This is a genomic window from Bacillus sp. FJAT-53060 (assembly GCF_037104745.1).
Lineage (GTDB): Bacteria > Bacillota > Bacilli > Bacillales > Bacillaceae > Bacillus > Bacillus stratosphericus_B.
In genome coordinates, this window is record NZ_JBAWSW010000011.1 from 44,109 (window position 1) to 65,989 (window position 21,881).

Annotated in this window: 18 protein-coding genes and 2 pseudogenes; 10 read left to right on the forward strand and 10 right to left on the reverse strand. The window is 38.4% G+C overall.

The window, feature by feature from the left end; translation table 11 throughout:
* Positions 1–13: 13 nt before the first annotated feature.
* From WAX46_RS06430 to fadH, 3 genes are all read right to left on the reverse strand, one after another.
* Positions 14–910 (reverse strand): manganese catalase family protein, encoded by an 897-nt coding sequence (locus WAX46_RS06430; protein ID WP_226567015.1) that lies wholly within the window; start codon positions 908–910, stop codon positions 14–16.
* Between the two features lie 261 nt (positions 911–1,171).
* The gene (locus WAX46_RS06435; RefSeq protein ID WP_336493526.1) at positions 1,172–2,392 is read right to left on the reverse strand and encodes an EAL domain-containing protein; all 1,221 of its coding nucleotides are present in this window, start codon (positions 2,390–2,392) and stop codon (positions 1,172–1,174) included.
* 64 nt (positions 2,393–2,456) lie between these two features.
* A complete protein-coding gene (gene fadH / locus WAX46_RS06440; RefSeq protein ID WP_336493527.1) occupies positions 2,457–3,221 on the reverse strand; it encodes a 2,4-dienoyl-CoA reductase in 765 nt (254 codons plus the stop codon).
* A gap of 245 nt (positions 3,222–3,466) precedes the next feature.
* Between fadH and WAX46_RS06445 the strand changes: the two genes are divergently transcribed.
* From WAX46_RS06445 to WAX46_RS06455, 3 genes are all read left to right on the forward strand, one after another.
* Positions 3,467–3,964 (forward strand): L,D-transpeptidase family protein, encoded by a 498-nt coding sequence (locus WAX46_RS06445; RefSeq protein WP_226567018.1) that lies wholly within the window; start codon positions 3,467–3,469, stop codon positions 3,962–3,964.
* A gap of 73 nt (positions 3,965–4,037) precedes the next feature.
* A complete protein-coding gene (locus tag WAX46_RS06450) occupies positions 4,038–5,315 on the forward strand; it encodes an MFS transporter (protein WP_336493528.1) in 1,278 nt (425 codons plus the stop codon).
* A 704-nt stretch (positions 5,316–6,019) separates the two neighbouring features.
* Entirely contained in the window at positions 6,020–6,424 is a 405-nt protein-coding gene (locus tag WAX46_RS06455) for a DUF3221 domain-containing protein (RefSeq protein ID WP_226567020.1), read from the forward strand.
* 52 nt (positions 6,425–6,476) lie between these two features.
* Here WAX46_RS06455 and WAX46_RS15795 read toward each other — a convergent pair.
* Positions 6,477–6,680: pseudogene (locus WAX46_RS15795) on the reverse strand (hypothetical protein); the annotation flags it as partial.
* A gap of 842 nt (positions 6,681–7,522) precedes the next feature.
* On the opposite strand from WAX46_RS15795, the gene WAX46_RS06465 reads away from it, so the two are divergent.
* The 5 genes from WAX46_RS06465 to WAX46_RS06485 all read left to right on the forward strand — a co-directional run bounded on the left by WAX46_RS06465 (position 7,523) and on the right by WAX46_RS06485 (position 11,106).
* Complete coding sequence (locus WAX46_RS06465) at positions 7,523–7,720, forward strand: hypothetical protein (protein WP_226567021.1); 198 nt, start codon at positions 7,523–7,525, stop codon at positions 7,718–7,720.
* Between the two features lie 317 nt (positions 7,721–8,037).
* Positions 8,038–8,295: a hypothetical protein gene (locus tag WAX46_RS06470; protein WP_336493529.1), complete on the forward strand. Its 258-nt coding sequence runs from the start codon at positions 8,038–8,040 to the stop codon at positions 8,293–8,295.
* Between the two features lie 80 nt (positions 8,296–8,375).
* The gene (locus WAX46_RS06475) at positions 8,376–8,645 is read left to right on the forward strand and encodes a hypothetical protein (protein WP_336493530.1); all 270 of its coding nucleotides are present in this window, start codon (positions 8,376–8,378) and stop codon (positions 8,643–8,645) included.
* A 34-nt stretch (positions 8,646–8,679) separates the two neighbouring features.
* A complete protein-coding gene (locus WAX46_RS06480; protein WP_336493531.1) occupies positions 8,680–9,975 on the forward strand; it encodes a M48 family metallopeptidase in 1,296 nt (431 codons plus the stop codon).
* Positions 9,976–10,644: 669 nt separating this feature from the next.
* Entirely contained in the window at positions 10,645–11,106 is a 462-nt protein-coding gene (locus WAX46_RS06485) for a YkyB family protein (protein ID WP_226567025.1), read from the forward strand.
* 35 nt (positions 11,107–11,141) lie between these two features.
* Here WAX46_RS06485 and WAX46_RS06490 read toward each other — a convergent pair whose 3' ends face one another.
* From WAX46_RS06490 to WAX46_RS06505, 4 genes and pseudogenes are all read right to left on the reverse strand, one after another.
* Positions 11,142–12,050, reverse strand: a complete 909-nt coding sequence (locus WAX46_RS06490) for a chemotaxis protein (protein WP_226567026.1) — start codon at positions 12,048–12,050, stop codon at positions 11,142–11,144.
* 73 nt (positions 12,051–12,123) lie between these two features.
* Entirely contained in the window at positions 12,124–13,434 is a 1,311-nt protein-coding gene (locus WAX46_RS06495; RefSeq protein WP_336493532.1) for an MFS transporter, read from the reverse strand.
* A 95-nt stretch (positions 13,435–13,529) separates the two neighbouring features.
* Positions 13,530–13,613, reverse strand: a pseudogene (locus tag WAX46_RS06500) (RDD family protein); the annotation flags it as partial.
* A 494-nt stretch (positions 13,614–14,107) separates the two neighbouring features.
* Positions 14,108–14,992: a cation diffusion facilitator family transporter gene (locus WAX46_RS06505; RefSeq protein ID WP_336493533.1), complete on the reverse strand. Its 885-nt coding sequence runs from the start codon at positions 14,990–14,992 to the stop codon at positions 14,108–14,110.
* 294 nt (positions 14,993–15,286) lie between these two features.
* Here WAX46_RS06505 and WAX46_RS06510 point away from each other — a divergent pair, with 294 nt between their 5' ends.
* Positions 15,287–16,459 (forward strand): aminotransferase A, encoded by a 1,173-nt coding sequence (locus tag WAX46_RS06510; RefSeq protein WP_336493534.1) that lies wholly within the window; start codon positions 15,287–15,289, stop codon positions 16,457–16,459.
* A 25-nt stretch (positions 16,460–16,484) separates the two neighbouring features.
* Here WAX46_RS06510 and WAX46_RS06515 read toward each other — a convergent pair whose 3' ends face one another.
* Positions 16,485–18,314, reverse strand: a complete 1,830-nt coding sequence (locus tag WAX46_RS06515) for a PAS domain-containing protein (RefSeq protein ID WP_336493535.1) — start codon at positions 18,312–18,314, stop codon at positions 16,485–16,487.
* A 147-nt stretch (positions 18,315–18,461) separates the two neighbouring features.
* Complete coding sequence (locus WAX46_RS06520; protein WP_336493536.1) at positions 18,462–20,591, reverse strand: peptidoglycan D,D-transpeptidase FtsI family protein; 2,130 nt, start codon at positions 20,589–20,591, stop codon at positions 18,462–18,464.
* 337 nt (positions 20,592–20,928) lie between these two features.
* On the opposite strand from WAX46_RS06520, the gene WAX46_RS06525 reads away from it, so the two are divergent.
* Complete coding sequence (locus WAX46_RS06525; RefSeq protein WP_226567068.1) at positions 20,929–21,723, forward strand: CAP domain-containing protein; 795 nt, start codon at positions 20,929–20,931, stop codon at positions 21,721–21,723.
* Positions 21,724–21,881 lie beyond the last annotated feature (158 nt).

Sequence of the window (21,881 nt, forward strand, 5' to 3'; positions counted from 1 at the left end):
ATGCACCATGTTTTTATAAACCGGCAGATCTCGTGAGCCGTTTGGCAATTTCGTCAAAATCCTCTTTTGAAATGCCTGGCGCAAATTCTTCCGGCAATTCTCTATAATCTGGTACAGGTGCACCTTTCGGGGTACCCTCAATGACTGTCAGCGGCTTTCCATCAATCGGGTGGCTCCCTTTCCAAATCTTATTGATATCTTTATAATCTGTATCACTAAATGTATACAGCTTTGTATGAATGTTTTGATCTTCAAACTTTCTCGCAGAGTCAAAGTATTTATTGTCGAGGTTTGGAATCGGCAGCATCTTCCCTATATCTACTCCAGTGGCCACCTCAAGCGCTTTTGCATACGCCACGACATGCACACCGCCTCTGACAAGTAAATAACCGATCATCTCTCTTGCTGTAGGATGATCCGTCATTTCATATACGCGCATCTTATGCGTACGAGCCCCGCATTCAAGAAAGAAATTATGAAGAAGATCAAGAATCAGGTTACCACTTGAGAACACATTCTCTCCTGTCCAAGGTTTTGCCATTGAATCAAACGGATAAGCTGTTTGAGCCGTTTGAATAAAATGCTGCGTATTTCGTTTATCGACAGCCGCTTTCATCGGTGTCGTATCTGGATCTCCTCCATGGGTGGTTCCCGTAATCATCAGATTCACAGCTGTGGTCACAAGCTCGACATGACCGAATTCTTCAGCTGTAATACTTGCTACGAGGTCATAAAATGGTTTGAGTTTTCGTTTCCCTCTAAAGTTAAAGGATTGAAACATGTAATTATTTAAAGTGGACATTTCACCGAATTTCCCACCGAGTAATTCTTGCACAGCAGCAGCACCATTTGCATCTGGGTGATCTGGCCTTGGTAAATCAATCAGCAGCCGTTTGTCGCGTTTGATCATGGCTGTTCCCTCCTACCGTCTAACTATCATCATTTAAGATGTATGGAGGATTTGGGATGTCCTATGCATGAAGAGAAAGATTAAAGTACAAAAAAAACTTGGCGGGGGTAGCGCCAAGTTTTTTGGATCTTGATCTGATAGAGGGATTGGGGAACAGAGAGTAGCTTCTCTCTATAACTAAATGATAATGATTATCAGTTTCATTGTCAACTATTTTTTATTTCTTTTTTCTATTAAAAAAAGCAGCCGTTAAGACTGCTTTTAAATCAATCCATCTTGCTCATATAGATAGGCATACGGAAGATCTATAAACAAATACATATCTCCCTCTAATGGATAGGAAAACGTTCGTATCCGCTCTCCAGTTTCTAAATCACTGTAAATATCACTAAAAAATCCTTTCCCGCTAATTCTCATTTGGAGAATATTTGATAGGAAATAAGGCCGCCAGCTCCAGTTTTTCTCTACATACTCCGGCTGAAACAGCCATTCCTTTTCTTTCTTAAATACGTTTCCAGTAATTTGAAACCCTTCCTCATTACACATATAAATCCGAAAACTGCAATCGGTTAGTTCTAATGACAGCTTTTGTATGAGTTCATTATTTGTGTTGCATGATTTTTTTAAGGTCGTGACAGCTTGATGAATTCGTTTATAAAATGTTTCAGAATGTTCGTAGACAGATTGAAGTTTCTTTTTCTCATGAGCAATAAATTGCTGAAATTCTTCTCTAAGCTGATCTTTTCGTTTGTTGCGGTCAATTAATTCCGCCGTAGGCTCGTGAAGGTAGAACCCTTGAAAATATCTCCCTCCATTTCTCCATGCATATTGCAGTTGGAAATTCGCTTCAATGTCTTCATAAATTAGGGCAGCCCCTATTTTTCTCGCAAGCAATGAAATGCTGTACAAGACATATTCATAGGAAGGTGAAGGAGACAAAGCCTTTAAGGCCTGTAAATCAATTTTTAACAGATCGGGTGAAAGCAGGGCAATCCGGTCAAGGTTACTGCATTCTTTTCCGATATTCGATACGGCGATTTTAATCCCATATGTACGATAATACGTCAACGTATGGTAAAGCTGTTCAATGTCGCCGCTAAATGTATGTTCAGTAAATTCAATGACAAACCGGTTAAGCTGAATGCCCCTTCCTTCATATTCCTTTAAAAGCCCTAAAAAACTTTCGCCATGATCCAACATGAGGACATTGGCATCATGATTAATAAAAATGAGCAAATCTTCATCCGCTGTTGTGAAGAGAGTTAATGCTTGACTAAGTACTTTTTGATCTACTTCCAGTTTATATTCGTCAGGAATAGATGAATCCGTAAAGAAGGAGCCTAGACTAACCGTTTCAGACTCAAACTCCATTCTTCCTAGAATCTCATAGCCTATCACTTTTTGTTCTTCCGCACTGAAGATCGCTTGATAGTGCGGTAAAACATCTTCAATATTCGTTAAAATATCCAATGGATCGACCATTTTCATCACCTGCTTCTCTCTTTGTGTGATTATACCACATCAAAAGCAGGTCTTACGCGGTCATTCAAAATGGGGATTGGTTGAGCCATTGACCCCCATCCATTGTGATACAATCTCCGTTAATATACGAAGCATGTTTAGATAATAAAAAGCTCGCAAGCTCTGCAATTTCCTCTGGTGTGCCAAGTCTGCCAAGAGGGACACTGTCTAATGTTCTTTGCGCTGCCTCTTCGGATTCCCATAATTTATCAGCACCGCCTGTTCTCTCGATTGGCCCTGGTGCGATGGCATTGACGCGAATTCGATATTGCTTTCCCCATTCGACTGCAAGCGTTCGCGTAAGAGACAGAACGCCTGCCTTTGCTGCTGCTGAATGAGCCACACCTACACCAGCACCCCATGCATAAGTCGCCACCATATTAACCATACTTCCTCTTTTCTTTTGTCGAATCCAGTAATTGCCGACTGCATGGCTGCAAAAAAATGTACCATTTAAGACAATATCAATGACAGCCTTCCAGCCGTTAGGAGACAGTTTTTCTGTCGGAACTAAAAAGTTCCCCGCCGCGTTGTTTATGAGGGCATCCACATCGCCAAATGTATCAACCGCAAACTTCACCATTTGATCAGCATCCTCTGGATTTCGCACATCCATTTGAAAATAAGCGACAGAACCGCCTTTCTGCTTAATCTCACTTGTGGTCTTTTCCAGCGTTTCTTCTGTTCTTCCTGTAATCACGACATTCCACTCCCCAAGTGCCAAATGGGTAGCCATCGCTTTCCCCATTCCGTTAGATCCTCCTGTGACAATTACTGTTTGCTTCGTCATATTTTTGTCCCCCTTTGTACAATTTGAATGACTATTCATTCATTATTTTTCTATCATACCATGATTTCCCTTTCCTGCACCATATAGGAGATATATCAAATATCATGCTCTTGCATATGTATAAACAAAGATATTTCTCATGACAAATGTTAGGAGAAACCTTAATGGGCCCTGATTCCGTCCATATCATATATCTGGTGACGGGTATCACGGCTTCTTTTATTTAAGCAAAAGGAGTGTCCTTGGTGCTACGATATACGGTGAAAAGTGGAGAAACACTTGCTTCTATAGCGCTTGATTTTCGAACAACGACAGATGCCTTAAAGGCTGCAAATCCGTCACTTCAATCTCGTGAGCCAGAACAAAATGAGGTCATTATCATTCCCGGGTTACCCGATCCTAGCACGATCCCTTACCGCATATCTGTTTCAATTTCAACGAAACGTCTCGTTCTATTTTCTGGATCACAGCTCATACGCTCGTACCCGATTGGAACAGGAAGAATATTAAATATGACACCGACAGGTTCTTATTATATTGTCAACAGACAGCCAAACCCAGGAGGTCCCTTTGGCGCCTATTGGCTGAGCCTTTCGAAAGTTCATTACGGCATCCACGGGACGAATAACCCGTCTTCAATTGGTAAAGCTGTTTCTAGAGGGTGCATTCGCATGTATAATCAGAATGTCATCGAACTTGCTTCACTCGTTCCGAATGGAACACCTGTGACCATTAGCCAGTAGGAGAAATCAATTGTATGAATGGTTAAAATTTTATATGATATAAAGTGGGATCTTCAGGTTAAGGAGCGTATTTATGGATATCTTTAAAAACAGAAATTTTGTTCGTCTCTTTTTTGCAGCACTTGCCTCGCAAATGGGGACAACGGTAGGCAATATGGCGTTTGCCTTTTATTTGCTCGACCATTTTAGTCATCAGCCCGCCTACGCCACATTGGCAGAGTTAATGTATTCACTGCCTACGATCTTTGTCTTTTTTATGGTGGGTGTGGTCGCAGACCGTTTTGATCGTAAAAAAGTCGCAGAGAATTGTGATTGGATACGAGCTGGGCTGACGATTGTTTTATTTATCGTCATTTATTTTCATTCACTGCCTCTTATTTTCTTGATCTTGTTTATACGAAGTGCCATTACGAAGTTCTTCTATCCAGCTGAAGCCTCTCTCGTTCAGGCCATCTTAAATAAAGATCAATATGCAAAAGCTGCTGGCTTAAATCAAATGCTATTTAGCCTGTTTATGGTATTTGGTGTTGGACTAGGTGCCATTATGTATAAGACCATTGGACTTCATGGTGCCATTACCATTGATTTGGTTAGTTTTATGATTTCAGGTATTTTGATTCGATCATGCAACATTCCAATTGAAGCGCGTCAGCCAAATGGACAAGCAGGCTGGAGAAGTATGACCATTAAAACTTCTCTAAAGGATTTTAAAGAAGGCATTATTTATATTTTAAAAAATAAATTACTGGCTTCCTTAATTTTTGGATTTTTTGTTTTTGGTCTTGTTAATGGCGCATTTGCAGTTCTGCCGATGTTTACAATGAAATATGGTCTGTCGCCAGATGACTTTGAATTGCATACATCCTTTTTCACAATTGCGATCGGTGCAGGACTTCTTGTTGGAAGTGGAATTGGCACAGTCCTCGCTAAAAAAGTGAAGATGCAATATCTGATGTCGATTCCGATTCTGATTGCAGGCATTCTCATTTTTGTACTTGGTTCTACCCATACATTGTGGTTATTTTATGTCACATCATTTTTCATTGGAACGTGCATCGGGCCAATCAACATTGTCATTGGCGGCTGGATGCCAAGAATCGTCCATCCTCGCCTGATGGGACGTGTGTCAGGCTGGGTTGATCCGCTCACGATGTTTGCCCAATCCATGACCTTAGGTCTGATTGCGGTCATTTTTCCAAAGCTCGTCACGAACATTTCATATATTTATTACGGAATGGGCATTATTATTTTACTCGTCTTCCTTTTTTACTTCATTACACTTCCAAAGTTCAGCAGAGAAGCTGCCGACTTAGATGTACAGCGTGAGTTAAAAGGCCAGGGAGTTCAATAAATGAACCGATAAAAGGACTTTCTTGATGAGAAAGTCCTCAACTTGTAGAGAAACCTATGTTTTTCTACAAGTTTTTTTGTTTGTAACATATGTATGTTGAATGGATTTGATTGAATAATGCCTCCCACACCCCTAGCTTAGCTTCGCTAGGTGTCTGGCAATCTTCTTCATATTCTGGCAAGCGGCTGTGAGGAGAACTTGTTCCCTCACATTTCGTTATCCCCTCAACCAGTAGTAGCGAAGCCCATCCAATCTGCAAAGCTAAATGGAATATTAGTCTGTGTTCTAAATTTATTGAAAAAGATAAAGTGGTGTTGTAAAACTATATTTACCATAGGGGGAATTACATAAAAAATGGGCGTTGTTTACTATTTAAGTTGTCCTTGTCCCTGGTTTTGACCTCTGTTCCCCCAAGTCTTGCAGCTGATTAAAAATCGTGAAGATTTCACCGAAGAATGAAACGGATTAAAACAAATATTAAAACAATGGGAAATTCTTCTCAACATGGGACTCACTTTTAAAAATGAACTCGGAACAACCACAAACAAAAAAACAGGTAAGATTGAGGTTTCTAGTGCCTACTTAAAATCTGACAAAACAGAAGAAATTGTGAAATATTTGTTAAATAATACAATTTATAAAGGGATTAACTTTCCAATTTAGAAATGTATAAGTGTAGCAAAATACAAAAGGAGACTATACATATGATTTCAACAAAACAAAAACTTGCGACAGTCGCAACAACTTTAGCTCTGGGGTGTGGATTAACTTTAGGCGGGGTTCCAGCATTCGCGGAGTCGAAAGAAGGGGTAAATCATTCTTCCCCAATCTCTTCTGTTCAAAAACAAGAACAGATCCCTTTTACAGGGTATGTGATCTCAGTAGATAACAAATATATGATTGTTGCAGATACACCTACAAAAGAGGAGGCACTCCTTTACCAAAATAATTGGTGGGAGCTTGCTGCTCAAGGGAAAATTTTAAGAGTTCCTATTTCTATAGATGATCATTATGAAATAGGTGAAAAATTAAATGTATTTTCAAAAATGTGGACGTCTTCTATTCCACCAATTGCTGGTATGCCAACTATTGAAAGAATATCAGAATAATACTGAATGATTTGCTAAATGTTGTTTCAAAAGCAAAGGACACCTTTCTTGTTTAGGGTGTCCTCAGCTTATAGAGAAACCCATGTTTTCTACAAACTTCTTGCTTTGTTTCCCAGCATACCATGATAAACATTGAACCGAAATAAGAACAACAAAGCCACCAATTATTCAAATGGCGGCTTTTCTTTACGTAATAAATGAATGTTCTTGGCTTACCCTCTTCCCAATCAACAAGCCCCTTTTTACGAAACCGGTCAAGATGACCTTCTGCTGTACTTGAAGATTTTAAACAAACCTCTCTAACAGATAGCGGGAAACTTTTGTTTAGTTAGTTCGTCTATAGCTTGTAATCTTTGTTCGGTTCTTTTCATAGTAACCCCCTCATTGGTTTGTTTTTTCTATGATAATTATACCAAACAACCGTTTTTTTCGTATTTAAACTTTAAAACATAGCCCTTCTCTCAGTTGGAATTGCTTCAATCATTATACGGCTGGTATTTTTCCGGCCGGCTTCAAGTCCAGTTTCAGCTGCAAAACATTACTACGTAAAAAAGAAACCCTCTTACATTACAATCACTAGGTCTGAAGTAAAGATATTCATCTTATTAAAATGTATCTTTTTTACTATTTTTCAATATCAAAGGATGTCATAACGCATTTTATGGTAATCTATATGTCAAATACATTATCCTAGGTAAAAAGCTATTCCGTTATGGTATTATTCAGAAAAGTAAGTTGAGAAAGTATTAAAGTTTTAATTAAAGAAGACTGTTGAAGGATATGTGATTAAAAAAATGAACTGTTTGATGCAAAAGTTCTGGCGGGTGACTCTGCTGCTTTGAAATTGAAAGAGTTGATCGCGTCGGACTCTTCTTTTCAGAAGTCTGGGTTTCAGGTTGCTAGTGCAACGTCTTTTGGTAAATGTGTTGTAAAAAAATGATTGGTAGTTATGGTAATATAGCCCGCCAATGTTTGAATGGTGTCATCTTTACATATATCAAAACTAAGCAATATGAATTATCTGCATAATGCATCTGGGATGAAAGTTAATGCAGCATCTCTTGCAATAGAGTTGAGATACTATGGATGGAAATGTCGATGGAAGTGATAAAAATGTCTCCATTAACAATAGTTGAAGTGATCTTAGCCTTAACTGTTTTAGGTTTATTTGCATGGACATTCAGAAGTAAGAAAAGCGCTTACGATAATGATGTGTTCAGATACGCAAGGTATATGATTTATTTACTTGTAGCTGAAGTTGCGATATACGTCGTATTCAGTTTTAATGTGTCATAAAAGAATTTAAAATATCTCAAAAACGTTTTTTTACTTTAACAGAGCTTCAAGTTTCGTCTTCGTCTTCGGTCCGTTAATTTCATGAGGTGAAGGCTATATACAGAAAACCTATTTGATAGGCGGATGCGAGTCTTTTTTAGCTTCTTTAGGCTTAACCCCTTCAAGAACCAATGAATGGTTTTCATGTTTCTACAAAAATAAGACAGTTGGCCCTTCAATCCTTACTTCTGAAATATTATGTTTTTACCTTTACATGCATAGGTTACATGTAATGATACATTATTATTTTTAAACCTTTCCTTCAATGGGTAAAAAATGTGCCTGGTCTCAATACAGACTTCAAGACATTCAGGTATAAAAAACAGCAATTTGAATGGACATCAGAGATCAATCAAAACTATCTTCAACTTGAGCCAATCCTTATTGAGGATAACCGGCCACTTTCAGATGCAGACTTTCTTGGATGTAGACGAGTCGGAATTATTGGTGTTGAAAAAAGAGATAACATGTTTTCACTAGGTGTGACTGAAATAAACTTGCCATCCACTACATATAGTTCTATTACAATCAAGTAACCATAGTGACCCATACCATATGAAAAAAGCCACTAATTTACTGAATATCTACCACCTATATATCAGCAGGATGTGATGAAATGGTACGAAAAGCCTCACTTTCTTATTTTATTGCAAGCATTATTACAATCATAGTCATTTTGATTGAAGTTGGTATCCGTTCAGCAGTTGTTTCTCCATTTGTTCTACTTGATTCGAACAAAGATAACAATCCAAAAGTATTCATCTCCCATTCTCTTTATCAGGGTGATTTTTTATTGACCTATCAAGATGGTTCCTCCAAAGATCGTTCAGAAGCAGCCTTTCAATTGGGGGGGGAAGCAAATACATTTCACGGAGATTCCATCTAGGGATGGAATTAGCATAATTGAAACTGACAAATTAATGAAAGATAAGGCAACAGTTTTTCTAAGAAGAGGTTTTGTACCTATTCATGATGATAAAATCAAGATGGAACAGGTATCGCAAAATCCTTTTTTCTCTAAATACAGTCTAACGAATCTAACAGAAACTACTAAGGTCAAAACAGATTTTAAGCATAATACCACATATATTATATTCATTACATTAATGGGAATTCTTTTTCCAGCTCTGTTATTTTTATTTTTTAATCTTCATGAATCTATGAAAAACCTATTCACATTATTTATTCCCTTTGTTCTAGCCATTTTTCTTCCCTTGGGATTAAATTATTATTTCTTAATGGGATATGTGCTATCAATAACAGGCTCTTATGTGTTGAGTATTATTCTCTCTATACTTGTACCTAGTTTCCTGTCAGTCTTATTGACAGCTTATTCATTTGAGTATACTACAAAAGATACGTCTGAAGATTTAGAAGAAAATGAAGGCGCGTCAGGAAATTCGTTCTTAATGAATGTTAGGGAGCAAGTGGTTTTGTTTGGTGCTGCCACATTATCTTTGCTATATTTCGGATCATATTTATTACTTCCTTTGTCGTTTCAAGCGAAGATCATGGATAACCTTTTTCTATTTTGTGGCTGGTACTTCGCCCTAATCATATTATTTATTATTGGTTACTCAATCATTCAAAAAATAATAAACAAATATGAAGTTTTAAATACGGAAGCATTCATGAATATTCGCAAGGATATTGAGTATAAGACAAACCAAAAGGTAAATATTTGGGTGAAAAAAGACTCTCAACAGGGTGTGAATGCCTGGATATATTCTTTTAAACTTCCATGTAAAAGAAGAGTCGATGTGTATGTGACAGAAGGGTTGTTAGATAAGTTTGATAAAGATGAAATTCGTGCTATCTTATACCATGAAATGGGGCATGCGAAGTTAAAACATGCACACTACACCATGTTCCTAACTTTGATCGTAACATTATTTATGGGCATCAGTATGTATTATGCAAGACAGGTTATGCTTGCCAACGGATGGTGGCAATATGTTCTTATTTTCCCAATAGGAGTAATTCTCATGATCTTCATTACGGAATGGTTGCCAAAGAAAATCAGCCGGTTATTTGAGATTCAGGCTGATCACTTTGCTGTTTCCCATCTTGAGAATAAAACACTGTATCTCAATACTTTGATTAAATTAAGTAACCTTATTGAAGGAGAAGATGGAGATTATGGAAGAAAATCTGAATGGCGTGAAAGTCATCCCTCTTTCAAAAAACGAATTGAGAACATAAAGAAAACGAATTAAGTCAAGGTGATTATGTGAAGACTAAACTGTACCATTCCAAATGAATGAAGAAGAACCGCTTGCGAACAATTAAGCGCTTTTCTTGAAGCTGCTCAAACGCTTAAAAGTATCTCAAATTATGCTGCCTTCTCATTTTAGACCGTACAGTAATGCGTAACGTTAGGTTTGACATGGAAAGACATTGAATTTTATTAATTGCATGATAACAATAAACAAACCTATGATGATGATGGTTTGCGTCCCCCTAAAACTAATAATAGTTATCGCACTATAAGAGAAGGGAGGATGCTAATAAAAAAAATGAGAACAAAATTGGTGTAAAGAATTAAAGCTTTCCTTTGGTCATCCTTTAAAAGAAAATGATCTTGTACTAATTAGGCGAACAAATGGAAAACCTATATCTCCTAACTCAATTAAATTATGCTGATACAGTTGCCCCTCAAATCGTTCGAAGAATTAGAAATAGAATCAGTTGAAGTTTTTAAATAGGCGATGAATTTATAATTTGGGGGAGGTTTTGGGGTGGATTCTATAATGTTAAGATTATAATCCTCCCTAACCCCTTTATACCAAAGGTTTTCTTTTTACAATCACTCTATTTGCAATTTACTAATAAAAACGTATAATTTATACTAAGCACAAGAAGACGAAAGACAAAGGAGAGAAAAGATGGACGATTATGCTCATACTAAAGACATAGAACCTACAGCAGAAAACATCGCAAAAGCCGTTTATACTGTTAACCGCCATGCTAAAACCGCACCAAACCCCAAGTTCCTTTATCTTTTGAAAAAGCGTGCACTGCAAAAAATATTGCAAGAAGATAAAGGAAGAAAAGTGGGCCTACATTTCTCTAACAACCCCAAATATAGTCAACAACAGTCCGACGTGCTGATTGAAATTGGAGATTATTATTTTCACCTGCCTCCAACCAAAGAAGACTTCGAATTTTTGCCACACTTAGGAAATTTAAATCAATCATATCGCAATCCGAAAGCGAATATGTCATTAAACAGAGCAAAACAAATCCTTCAAACGTATGTCGGTTTAAAAGAAAAAACTGTCGCTACAAAACAAAAATCACATAATACGAAACCCGTCTTCAAACGACTCGGGGAAAGTTACTTTTAAACAGAAAAAACCACTCGGGCCGAGTGGTTTTTTCATTAAATAATAAAGTGATCTACCTTTTCAATAAGCTGATGAATTTCTGGCTTACTAATTTGATCATCTGCACCGATTGTTTCCCCTTTATGTCTTAAATCTTCAGTGATTAACGAAGAGAAGATGAGAATCGGAATGGATTGCGTTAAAGGATTGTCCTTTAGCAGTTTTGTTAATCGATGACCATCCATTTTTGGCATTTCAATATCTGTAATAATCATATCAATTTCTTCTGTCAAATTGATCCCTTTGCTGACAAGATCCATGACGTGATCATATGCCTGTTTGCCATCTTCAAATGTGACAATATTTTTATAGCCTGCTTCCGTTAATTCATTTGTTAATAATCCCATGAGAAGCGGAGAATCTTCAACGACATACAGCTTCTTCCCTGTTCTTCTCTCGTCTTTCTCACCGTCAAACATATGATACGAATCTACGCCAGAAGCGGATTCAATATCATAAATGATTTTTTCGTAGTCTGGAAGGAAAATCATTTTCCCATCAAGCTTAATGATACCTGTTAAATGACGGTCCATCCCTTGATTGAGTGCAGTTGGCTTTTCAATCTCTTCCCAGCTGACGCGGTGAATTTGTGAAACCGTTCCTGTATGGAACACAAATTTCCGTTTGTTGAATTCAGTCACAATGTATTTTTCTTGTTCTGACTGATCTGACTCGACATTAAAAAAGGAAAATAGATTGATGACTGGTAAAATTTCGCCTCGTAAACTAATCATACCTTCTACATCTTGGTGAGAGTGCGGAACAACCGTTACCTTAACTGGCTGAATGATTTCTCTTACTTTCATCACATTAATGCCGAATTGATTTGAACCAATTTCAAACTTCACAATTTCCAATTCATTTGTACCAGAGTCAAGTAAAATGTCTTGTTTGTTTAAAGCCACGGAAATCCCTCTATTCTTCAATATAAGATTGTACTATTTATATCGGCAGCATGGGTAAAAAGTTGACGTTTCTTTACGCTTTCTCTCCCACGAATTGATGAATCACAAGTCCTATCGCTGCAAGGATAAGTAAAGACCCAAGCGCAAGGCGGCTTGCGAGATTTCCGTGCGCTGCAAATAGCAGTGTGACTGAGCCATAAATGATGGGTCCGACAATTGAGGACACTTTCCCAGAAAACGCAAAGAGTCCAAAGAATTGTCCTCGTTTTGCTTTAGGTGTTAACTCAATAATCAATATCCGGGATGCCCCCCAGCTCGCGCCAAGTGATATCCCAAATAAACTTCCCGCGACCCAGAAGACCCATTCGGTAGAAGCTGTCACAGCCAGTATAAGTGCAATGATTAAAATGACATGAACGACTGTAATCGAGCGCTTTGCCCCGATCGCTTTTGTGATATATCCAAATAGTAAGGACCCGATGATACTTGAGACGGTGGACACAAGATAAAGCAAAATAAATTGCCCAGCGGTAAAGCCAACAATGATTTTGGCATAAACGGCCATCATCGCAATCGCTGTCTGCAAAGCATCATTCATAAAAAAGAAAGCAATCATAAAAATAAAAGCTGGCTTGTATTGCTTCATATCTTTAAACGTGCGAATAATCTCTTTATACCCGCTAAAAAAGGATGCTTTTTTCACTTGCTGTGGCAGCGGATGAGGATCTTTCACAAAAAAGAGAAAGGGGAGAAAGAAGAGAAAGAATAATAGAGCTGTCGGGATAAAGGCTTCATGAAACTGGTCATTTCCTAAAAGTAAATAAACAGAGAGACCAACAAGTGTACCTAAATAGCCAACGGCAATTCCGAATCCAGAAATGAGTGGGATTTCATCCTTTGTCCCAAGATCAGGCAAAATGGTGTCATAAAAAACAAGACTAGAGTGATAGAAAAATTTCGCGATCACAAATAAGGTGACCACCACCAATAAGGTGACAGGCAGCCCATACCACTCACTTGAAAAATCAATTCCAGCAAAGATTCCCATCATAAACGTACAAGCGATACAAACAAGGGTAAACACAGTGATATAGCGCTTCTTTTTACCTGTATGATCGATCAGCACTCCGTATAATGGTGTAAAAATCACAAGGAAAAAGCTTGCTAATGCATTCGCATAAGAGATAAATGTACTGGCGATCTGGTCCATTCTCGCACTGTCTCCTATGGTTTCCTGCAAGTAGAACGGGAAGAAAATGGTGATCATATTCGACGAAAAAATCGTGTTTGCAAAATCATACAAGGCCCAGGCCAAAACAGGTGCTGTCAAAAACAGCCCGAAGCCTGCTCTTTTTTTCTGTACGGTCTTATTTCCCCTTCTCAATCTATCATCTCCCTTACCTGCCTTATTTTTACAATCTATCTATTCAAAAAACACCCCTTACTATATAGCAGAGGTGCTTCTTCTCATGATTTCTTCTAAACAATAGTACTTGCAATTAAATCGTGAAGTGCTTGTTTCTTCTCTGTGAAGAATACAATGATGTAGCCAATATATAAAATTTATTATGTATGTTTTCTATAATTTTCTTTTAATCATTCGTTATTATATCTTATCAATATAGCAAGATCAATGGAGCTTTACACTTTTTCATATATTTAGAGCAGTTTTTTTAAGATCCATTCATGTGAATAAAAACTGAAAATTCGTGAAAGTTATGGCGCTTCCAGTTCTTTTTCACCGTATTTTTAACATTTTGTGATATTTTTATCTTATTTTGTGTTGACAATCGTATTTCACATGGTAAAATAGGCAAGGATTTTTTAAAGAAAGCTGTTCATGATGGGAACTGTCATACTATTAAAGAACAACGAAATGACTGTGATTGAAGGTATTTGCGAAGCTGATTTTTTAGACATGAAACATGGTTTGTCAAATGAAGACGCAACTTATCTCTCTTGATATGAAGATTACGATACAGCTTATGGGTATTGATTTCATTTCATAGATGAAGGGTGAAAAAGGGATACAACCATAGAATAGGTTGATCGCCTTTTTACGTTTGTGAACTTTTTTCACTTTCAGGTTCCACATGAATAAAGATTTGCGCATACGGAAATTCTAGCTGAATTCTCTCTTCAATTCGGTCACATAATTGATGAACATCTTCAATAGTTGTTTTCCCATCAACAATCAAATGGAAATCAATGTATTCCTCTGCACCAGATCGTCTTGTTCGAAAGTCATGATATTCAATAAATTCTTGGCTGAATCCTTGAATGATAGCTTCTATTGCTTGCTCTTCCTCGGGGGTTAATCGTGCGTCGACAAGTGGCGGGAAGGCTTCCTTCATGAGCTTAAATGCTTCACGCATAATAAAGAGTGCAAGAACCATTCCTATGATTGGATCAAGGAAGTACCAGTCTGTTAAAGCAACGAGCAATAAACTGAATGCCACCCCTAATGACGTATAAACATCTGTTAAAAGATGCAACGCATTAGATTTCATGGCCACCGAGTGAACTTGCTCTGCCTCTTTATTCACGACTCTCGACACAACAAAATTAATGAGCGCTCCTATCAGCATGACGCCAATTCCAAGTACAGGCAGTTTGACAGGCTCTGGATGCAAAATTTTGTGAACACATTCGTATATGATCCAAATACCGGCAATAAAAATTAACAGGGTCTCAATGGTTCCAGAAATATTTTCGACTTTCCCATAGCCATACGGATGTTTCGAATCTGCTGGCTTTCTTGAAATACGAACAGAAATAAATGCAATAAAAGATGCCATTAAATCGAGAAAAGAATGAATGGCTTCTGATAAAACAGCAACAGATCCAGTTAATAGCCCGATAATGATTTTAAGGATCACAACAAATGTATTACTCACCACAGATAGAAACGCTATTTTAGATGTCTTCGCTGATAGTTCCATGCATCGTACTCCTTCACGAAATCGTATGTCTGTGAAAGCAATTCCCATGACTTGATTCTCACGTTCTTTCAGGTTACGCAGTTTTACCGTGCTCTAATCATCTTCATCATAGTCTGTATTTTCCGAGCAGGTTACGCTATAATAAATGTTGCTCTTTCTTTAAAATATCTCTCATGCTGTGATGGATAGGAGAATAGACTACATATCATGATATCCCACACCCTTTCACAGGTGACATTTATGCAGTGAATGGTAAAATAGGATAAAAACATAAATTTTTTAAGGTGATGAGAAATGGAACATTTGCTGAATCCAAGAGTAAAGGATATTGAAATTTCAGGCATTCGAACATTTTCAAATCTTGTATCGTCATATGAGGATGTCGTTTCATTGACCATTGGTCAGCCCGATTTTTATACGCCGCATCATGTCAAAACAGTTGCCAAAACAGCCATCAACGAAAACTTCACCTCGTATACCCATAATGCTGGTTTTTTAGAGCTGAGACAAGCAATCCAGCAATACATCAAGAAGAAAGTCAATCTTGATTATGATGCAAAGTCAGAAATCATTGTTACAACAGGCGCGAGTCAGGCGATTGATGCTGCGTTTCGAACCATATTGACTGAGGGGGATGAGGTCATTTTACCAGGACCTGTTTACCCCGGCTATGAACCCATCATTCGAATGTGCGGTGCGGCGCCAGTACATATCGACACAACGAATGCTGGCTTTAAATTAAATGCCAAGTTGATTGAGGAGGCATTAACAGAAAAGACAAAGTGTGTTGTCCTTCCTTATCCTTCAAATCCAACAGGTGTCACTCTTTCAGAAGAAGAATTGAAAGAAATTGCCCAGTTGCTTGAAGGAAAAGACATTTTTATTCTATCCGACGAAATTTATAGTGAGCTGACATTTGATCGGCCGCATCATTCAATCGCCTCTTTCTTAAAGGAACAGACCATTGTGGTCAACGGACTATCAAAATCTCATAGCATGACCGGATGGAGAATTGGCTTTTTATTTGCTGCAGCTCCTATTGCTAACCATGTATTAAAAGTACACCAATATAATGTGTCTTGTGCCTCGTCTGTCTCACAAAAGGCGGCACTTGAAGCGGTGACAAATGGTGTAGATGATGCACTCATCATGAGAGAGCAATATAAGAAGAGACTTGATTATGTATATGATCGGCTCATTTCTATGGGGCTTCCGGTCATTAAGCCTTCTGGCGCTTTTTATATTTTTCCATCCATTGAATTGTTTGGGATGAGTTCATTTGATTTTTGCATGGAGCTGTTAGAAAGTACAAGACTTGCTGTCGTACCTGGCTCTGCTTTCTCTCCATTAGGGGAAGGATATGTGCGCCTTTCCTATGCATATTCACTTGAAACGCTAAAAGAAGGACTTGACCGTCTAGAACATTTTGTACTTAAAAAACGTTCCATACGTTCAACAGACGGATGAAACAACGGCTCTCTTGCCGTTGTTTTTATTTTGCAGGAAACATGATGTGAAACACAGTCCCCTTCTCAGGCTGACTATCGACACGGATCGTCCCATTGTGATTTTCTAAAATGTTAAATGTCACCATGAGCCCGAGCCCTGTGCCTTTTTCTTTTGTGGTCAAAAAGGGCTCACCTATCCGCTTCATCACTGATTCAGGAATGCCGACCCCTTCATCTCTAATCGTGACAAGTATCCCATCTCTTTCTGCTTTGGCCATAATGTCTAGCTTTCCTCCGTCCGGCATGGATTCTACGGCATTTTTGATTAAATTGATAAACACCTGCTTCAGCTGATTTTGATCCCCATTTATCAGGAGATCCTCCTCGATATCACTTGTGTTCATCAAAATCCCATTTAAGTTGGCCTGTGTTTCTAACAAAGCTGTGACTTCGCTGATGATTTTTTTCAAATCAAGCGTCTGCATCGATGCTGTTTGCTGTGGCTTCGCCAGCATTAACAGCTCACTTAAAATAATCTCAATTCTGCTTAGCTCAGAGAAGACAATATCAAAATATTGATCACGGTCTTTTGTTTTTGGTTTAATGAGCTGTAAAAAGCCTTTGATCGCTGTTAATGGATTCCTTATTTCATGTGCAATACCCGCAGCCAATTGACCTGCAATTGATAATTTTTCAGAGCGTAGCATCAGTTCTTCTGTCTGCTTTCGTTCGGATATATCTCTTAAAATAATTTGAACGGCTGTTTCTCCAAAGAATGTCGTCGGGATACAAACCATTTCTGTATAAATAAGCCGATGTTTAAACGTATGACAGCTCATTGTGACAATCTCAGAATCTGATGTTCTTTCAATAATATGCGATAAGCTCTGTTTGACTTTTTGCTGATCACAAGAATGGATTTGATGAAAGATATCCTTTCCTATTAATTTATCGTAATGTTCGGCTTCAAATAATTTAATGCCCGATTCATTCATAAACACCCATTTATGATCATGGATGACCGCAATCGTATCAATTGAATTTTGGATAAGCAACTGATACCGCTCTCTGCTTTTTTGAAGGACAGTTTGGAATTTTTTACGGGATGAGATGTCCACTAAGAGCAAAAGCTCTGCCCGCTGATTTTGATAGATCGTAGGCGATGACTTTACTTCAATGTGAATGCTGCTCCCATCTTTTCGTTTCCATATTTGTTCAATCATTCCGACTGGAAGGCCCTGCTGTAGCCTTGTAATGCGGTTTCTGACAATCTTATGGTATTCCTCTGCAATAAAATCAAACACAGACTTGCCAATCATTTCATCTCTTGTGCAAAGCCCCATTAATTGCAGCATCGCATCATTCGCATACACAATTTTCCCTAACGTCGTAATACATAACGGATTTGGCAGCATGGCAATCAATTTTTCAGCTTCATTGACATCTTGGAAAGCCGGTAGACTGCCTAACGACTGTTCTGACACTTCTGTTTTTGTTTGAAATGCTGCTTTCTGGGGCTCAGCGTCCAGCACCCTCATTTTCAGGATCATTTCTCTACCTAATTCGTTGTCCAAACCATTACAAGCAACAAAGTCAATGCTTGCTTCTACCCAAACAGCTGTAAGATCACTTCTAAGCAGTCTAAAGTGGCAAATCTCTAGCATGTGCTGATTATAGAAATAACTTTCGATGAGAAATTGATCTTCGGTATGAACAAAGTCTTTCATAAAACACCCTATTACATCCTTTTGTTCATAGAGCAAAAGCTGCTTACAATTGGAAGAAATGTAGAGAAAACGGCCATTAGAAGAAAGAACGGCATGTAAATCAATATTCGAGTAAAGCTGATTCGAATCTTTCATTTTTTGTTCCATCGTCGTCCGACCCTCCTTTTATTTTTTAGGGTTGTCCTTAGTTTGATGTATAAAAAGGATTCGCTAGAAAAACCGTATTTTCCTTCCAAACTCGTGTGAAACGTCCATATTTTCAGTAAAAAGGGAGCACTTTGTTTGCTGTGCTCCCTACTGTTTATTGTTTTCATATTTCTTTTGTAATTCAACGTACTTATCAACAATTTTACTTGGAATGTTTTTAATGACAGGGTCTTTATCTGTTATATAAGGTGTCACGACACTAAAAGCCACCTTTGGATTAGAAGAAGGATAATATCCTCCAAAGGTTAAATTGTACGTAGCATTTCCCCACCAGCTGCGGTTGGCGCCATAATAAAAAGTCTGGGCCGTGCCCGTTTTTCCTGCTACATCATGCTTACCGAACCGGCCATTGGCAGTTCCGCCGGCTGATGTGACCATTTTCAGTCCCATTTTGACGCGGTCAATATCTGCTTTCGAGTTGTTAATGGTGTTCAGCACCTTCGGCTCATATTTTTTCACAACCGAGCCTACTTCTTCCTTATTCGTTGGTAGGTGAACGCTTTTCACCACTCTTGGCTGAACGCGATTGCCTCCATTTGCGATTGTCGACATGTATTGTGCGACCTGAAGAGGTGTGTACGTGTCATACTGACCAATTGCTTCATCAAGCAAGAGTCCGCCGACCGTCTTAGGATGCGTCTGCATTCCGCTTGATTCCTGCGGCAGGTCGATTCCTGTTTTTACCCCAAGACCGAATTGCGCATAGTAATTTCTCATTTTTTGTAAATGTTCAGGTCTTGCTGGTAACGGACCGTTCTTTTGATAGGTGATACCTGCCATTCTCATCGCTACATGGAACATATAGACGTTTGAACTTTTTTGAAGGGCCTGAAGGTCATTGACCCAACCAAGATTATTATAAGACTTTTTCGGCTTTCCATTCCTCCCAAAATAGAGCGGTGTATCCATATAGGATTGATTGTGTGACATTCCGTCCTGATAACCGGCGAGTACTGTAGCCCCTTTGACGACAGAGCCCATCTCGTACTGGGTCGTAAATGTTCCGATGGCATAATCTGTGACTTCTCTGCCGTCCATTTTCTTTCCTGACATGGCGAGAATATCACCTGTGTTAGGGTCCATCATCACAACAAATGCCCGGTCCATCATATAGTTTCTTGCACTAGCAGATCTAAGCTCTGATTCGACGATCTTGTCGACTTCCTTTTGCAGCTCCATGTCAAACGTCAGCGCAAGGTCAAGTCCTCTTCGGCCCTCTGTCCGCTTAATTTCTTCAAGCAGCTTCCCGCCGACTTGTGTATATTGAACGGTTGCTTTTTCTGGATTTAGAAAATCCTCGTATTGATATTCTAAATAGCTCTTTCCTACCCGGTCATTTCTCGAGTAGCCTCTTGCCATATAGTAATCTTCACGTTCTTTAATAATCCCTTGCTCAGGTGTAGTCACACCGCCAAGAACATTATATAGTGTCTTTTCATATGGATATTTTCTTGTCCAGTCATTGATGACATTCACGCCAGGTAGTTCATCAAGGTGCTCTGATACAAGTGAAATTTCTTCGTATGTCAAACTCACTGAAGATGTTTGTTTTGATTCTTTTGTTTCATCGAGTAAAGCAACTTTTTCGTCCCCTTTTTTCTCTTCATTCGGATCCATTGCTTTGACAATTTGAGGCTCAAAGGCATATCCGCCAGTAAATCTTCGGTAGATGGATGCAACTGCTTTTTCGGTTGCATCGTTTTCAATCGCTTTTACTTCTTTCTTTGGCACACGCTCTACTTGAAGCGGATAGACGTCTTTTGCATCGATATCCTTTTTTTCCGCTTTTGATATTAGCTGATCCGCTTCTTTTGGGTGACTGGCTAGCCAAAAATCTCGAATGTCTCGCTCTCTCAAAAAATCAGTATCCATTTTTATATAAGTCGCAAGTTTTCTTGCTACCTTAATCTTATCCTCCGCTTTCACACCGCTTTCTGATGTATAAACGATGGCAGGTACACTCTCGTTATCAACGACGACTCTTCCTCTCGCGTCATACATTTTTCCTCTTGGAGACGGGTATGATGCTGTTTTGACCTCAGTTCGGTTTGCTTGCTTTTTATAATCCTCACCATTGACGATTTGCAGCACACCAAGCTTGATCACCAGGCCAGCAAATAAACTAAATACAGCGAAGAAAAAGAGATTGATCCTCCAGGCGTTCCGACGCTTGATTTTTTTCTGCTCGGCAGCACCTTGATGCTGTTTCTCTCCCACTTATGTAGCTCCTCTCATCCTTTCAATCTTTTACAATTACCACTCATTATTGTAACACTTTTGTAATAGTTGTTACAGCGAAACAAGTGAAAAAAAGCTGTCAATCCCTATTCTACAAAAAAAAATACTAACACTTTAAAATATTGGTATGTTTATGTCGTTTTCTTTAAATAGAATTATTTTCTATTCTTTGATATGAAGAGACTCTTTCTATGACTTTAACAAAAATGACAAACACGCTTTGTCAATGGAGGATGCTGGTACGTTTATAACAAAAAGTCCGTGTTACGATTTTATGTGAGAAAACAAAACAAAAGATTTGAGGAGGAGTTACATGATGAAGAAGAAATCATTCTTTTTTTCAGCACTAACAGCTGCTGCATTGATCACGTTCACTGGAGGGTATTCAGCTGATGCAAAGGAGTGTAATCTAAAACAAGCCCTACACGAACAGCATCAAGCTATTGATCTTCATACTTTAGCTACAGAATTACATATCTCATCAGATGTAAACAAGCTAAGTAAATCAAATCAAAAAGAGATTGAAGCTCTATTAAACAAGCTGATCAAGAGCGGTCAACCTGTCACTGGTACAGAAGTGGTAAAGGAAGTAAATAAAGCGAAAAATGAACAAAAACAAGAATCAGTGAACAAACCAACTGATTCTAAACCAAGCACTCCGTCAAAACAAAACACAAACAATAACAACACAAAAGCTGACCAAACAGAACCAACAACGAAAGAAGACAGCAGCTTAAATGCATTTGAAAAGGAAGTCGTTGAGCTAACAAATAAAGAACGTGCAAAACAAGGATTAAAGGCGCTTTCTGTTGATACAAAATTAAGCAAATCTGCTCGCGCAAAATCTCAAGATATGAAAGATAAAAACTATTTCTCTCATACAAGCCCAACTTACGGATCTCCATTTGATCAAATGAAGCAATTCGGTATCACATATAAAACAGCAGGTGAAAACATTGCCCAAGGTCAAAGATCACCTCAAGAAGTTATGACAGCTTGGATGAACAGTGAAGGCCATAGAGCGAACATTTTGAACAAAAACTATACACATATCGGTGTTGGTTATGTGAAAGATGGTAACTACTGGACGCAGCAATTCATCGGAAAATAAAAAAGCTTGTCCCCAATGGGGACAGGCTTTCCAGACCGTAGACAAACCCCACCTTTACTTCAAGTAAAAGTGGGGTTTTCACTTATTTTGATAAAATTTATCAGTTGTCTTACGCTGGACATGGTCCTTTCCATGTCCAGTTTGCTAGCTTTTTGAGA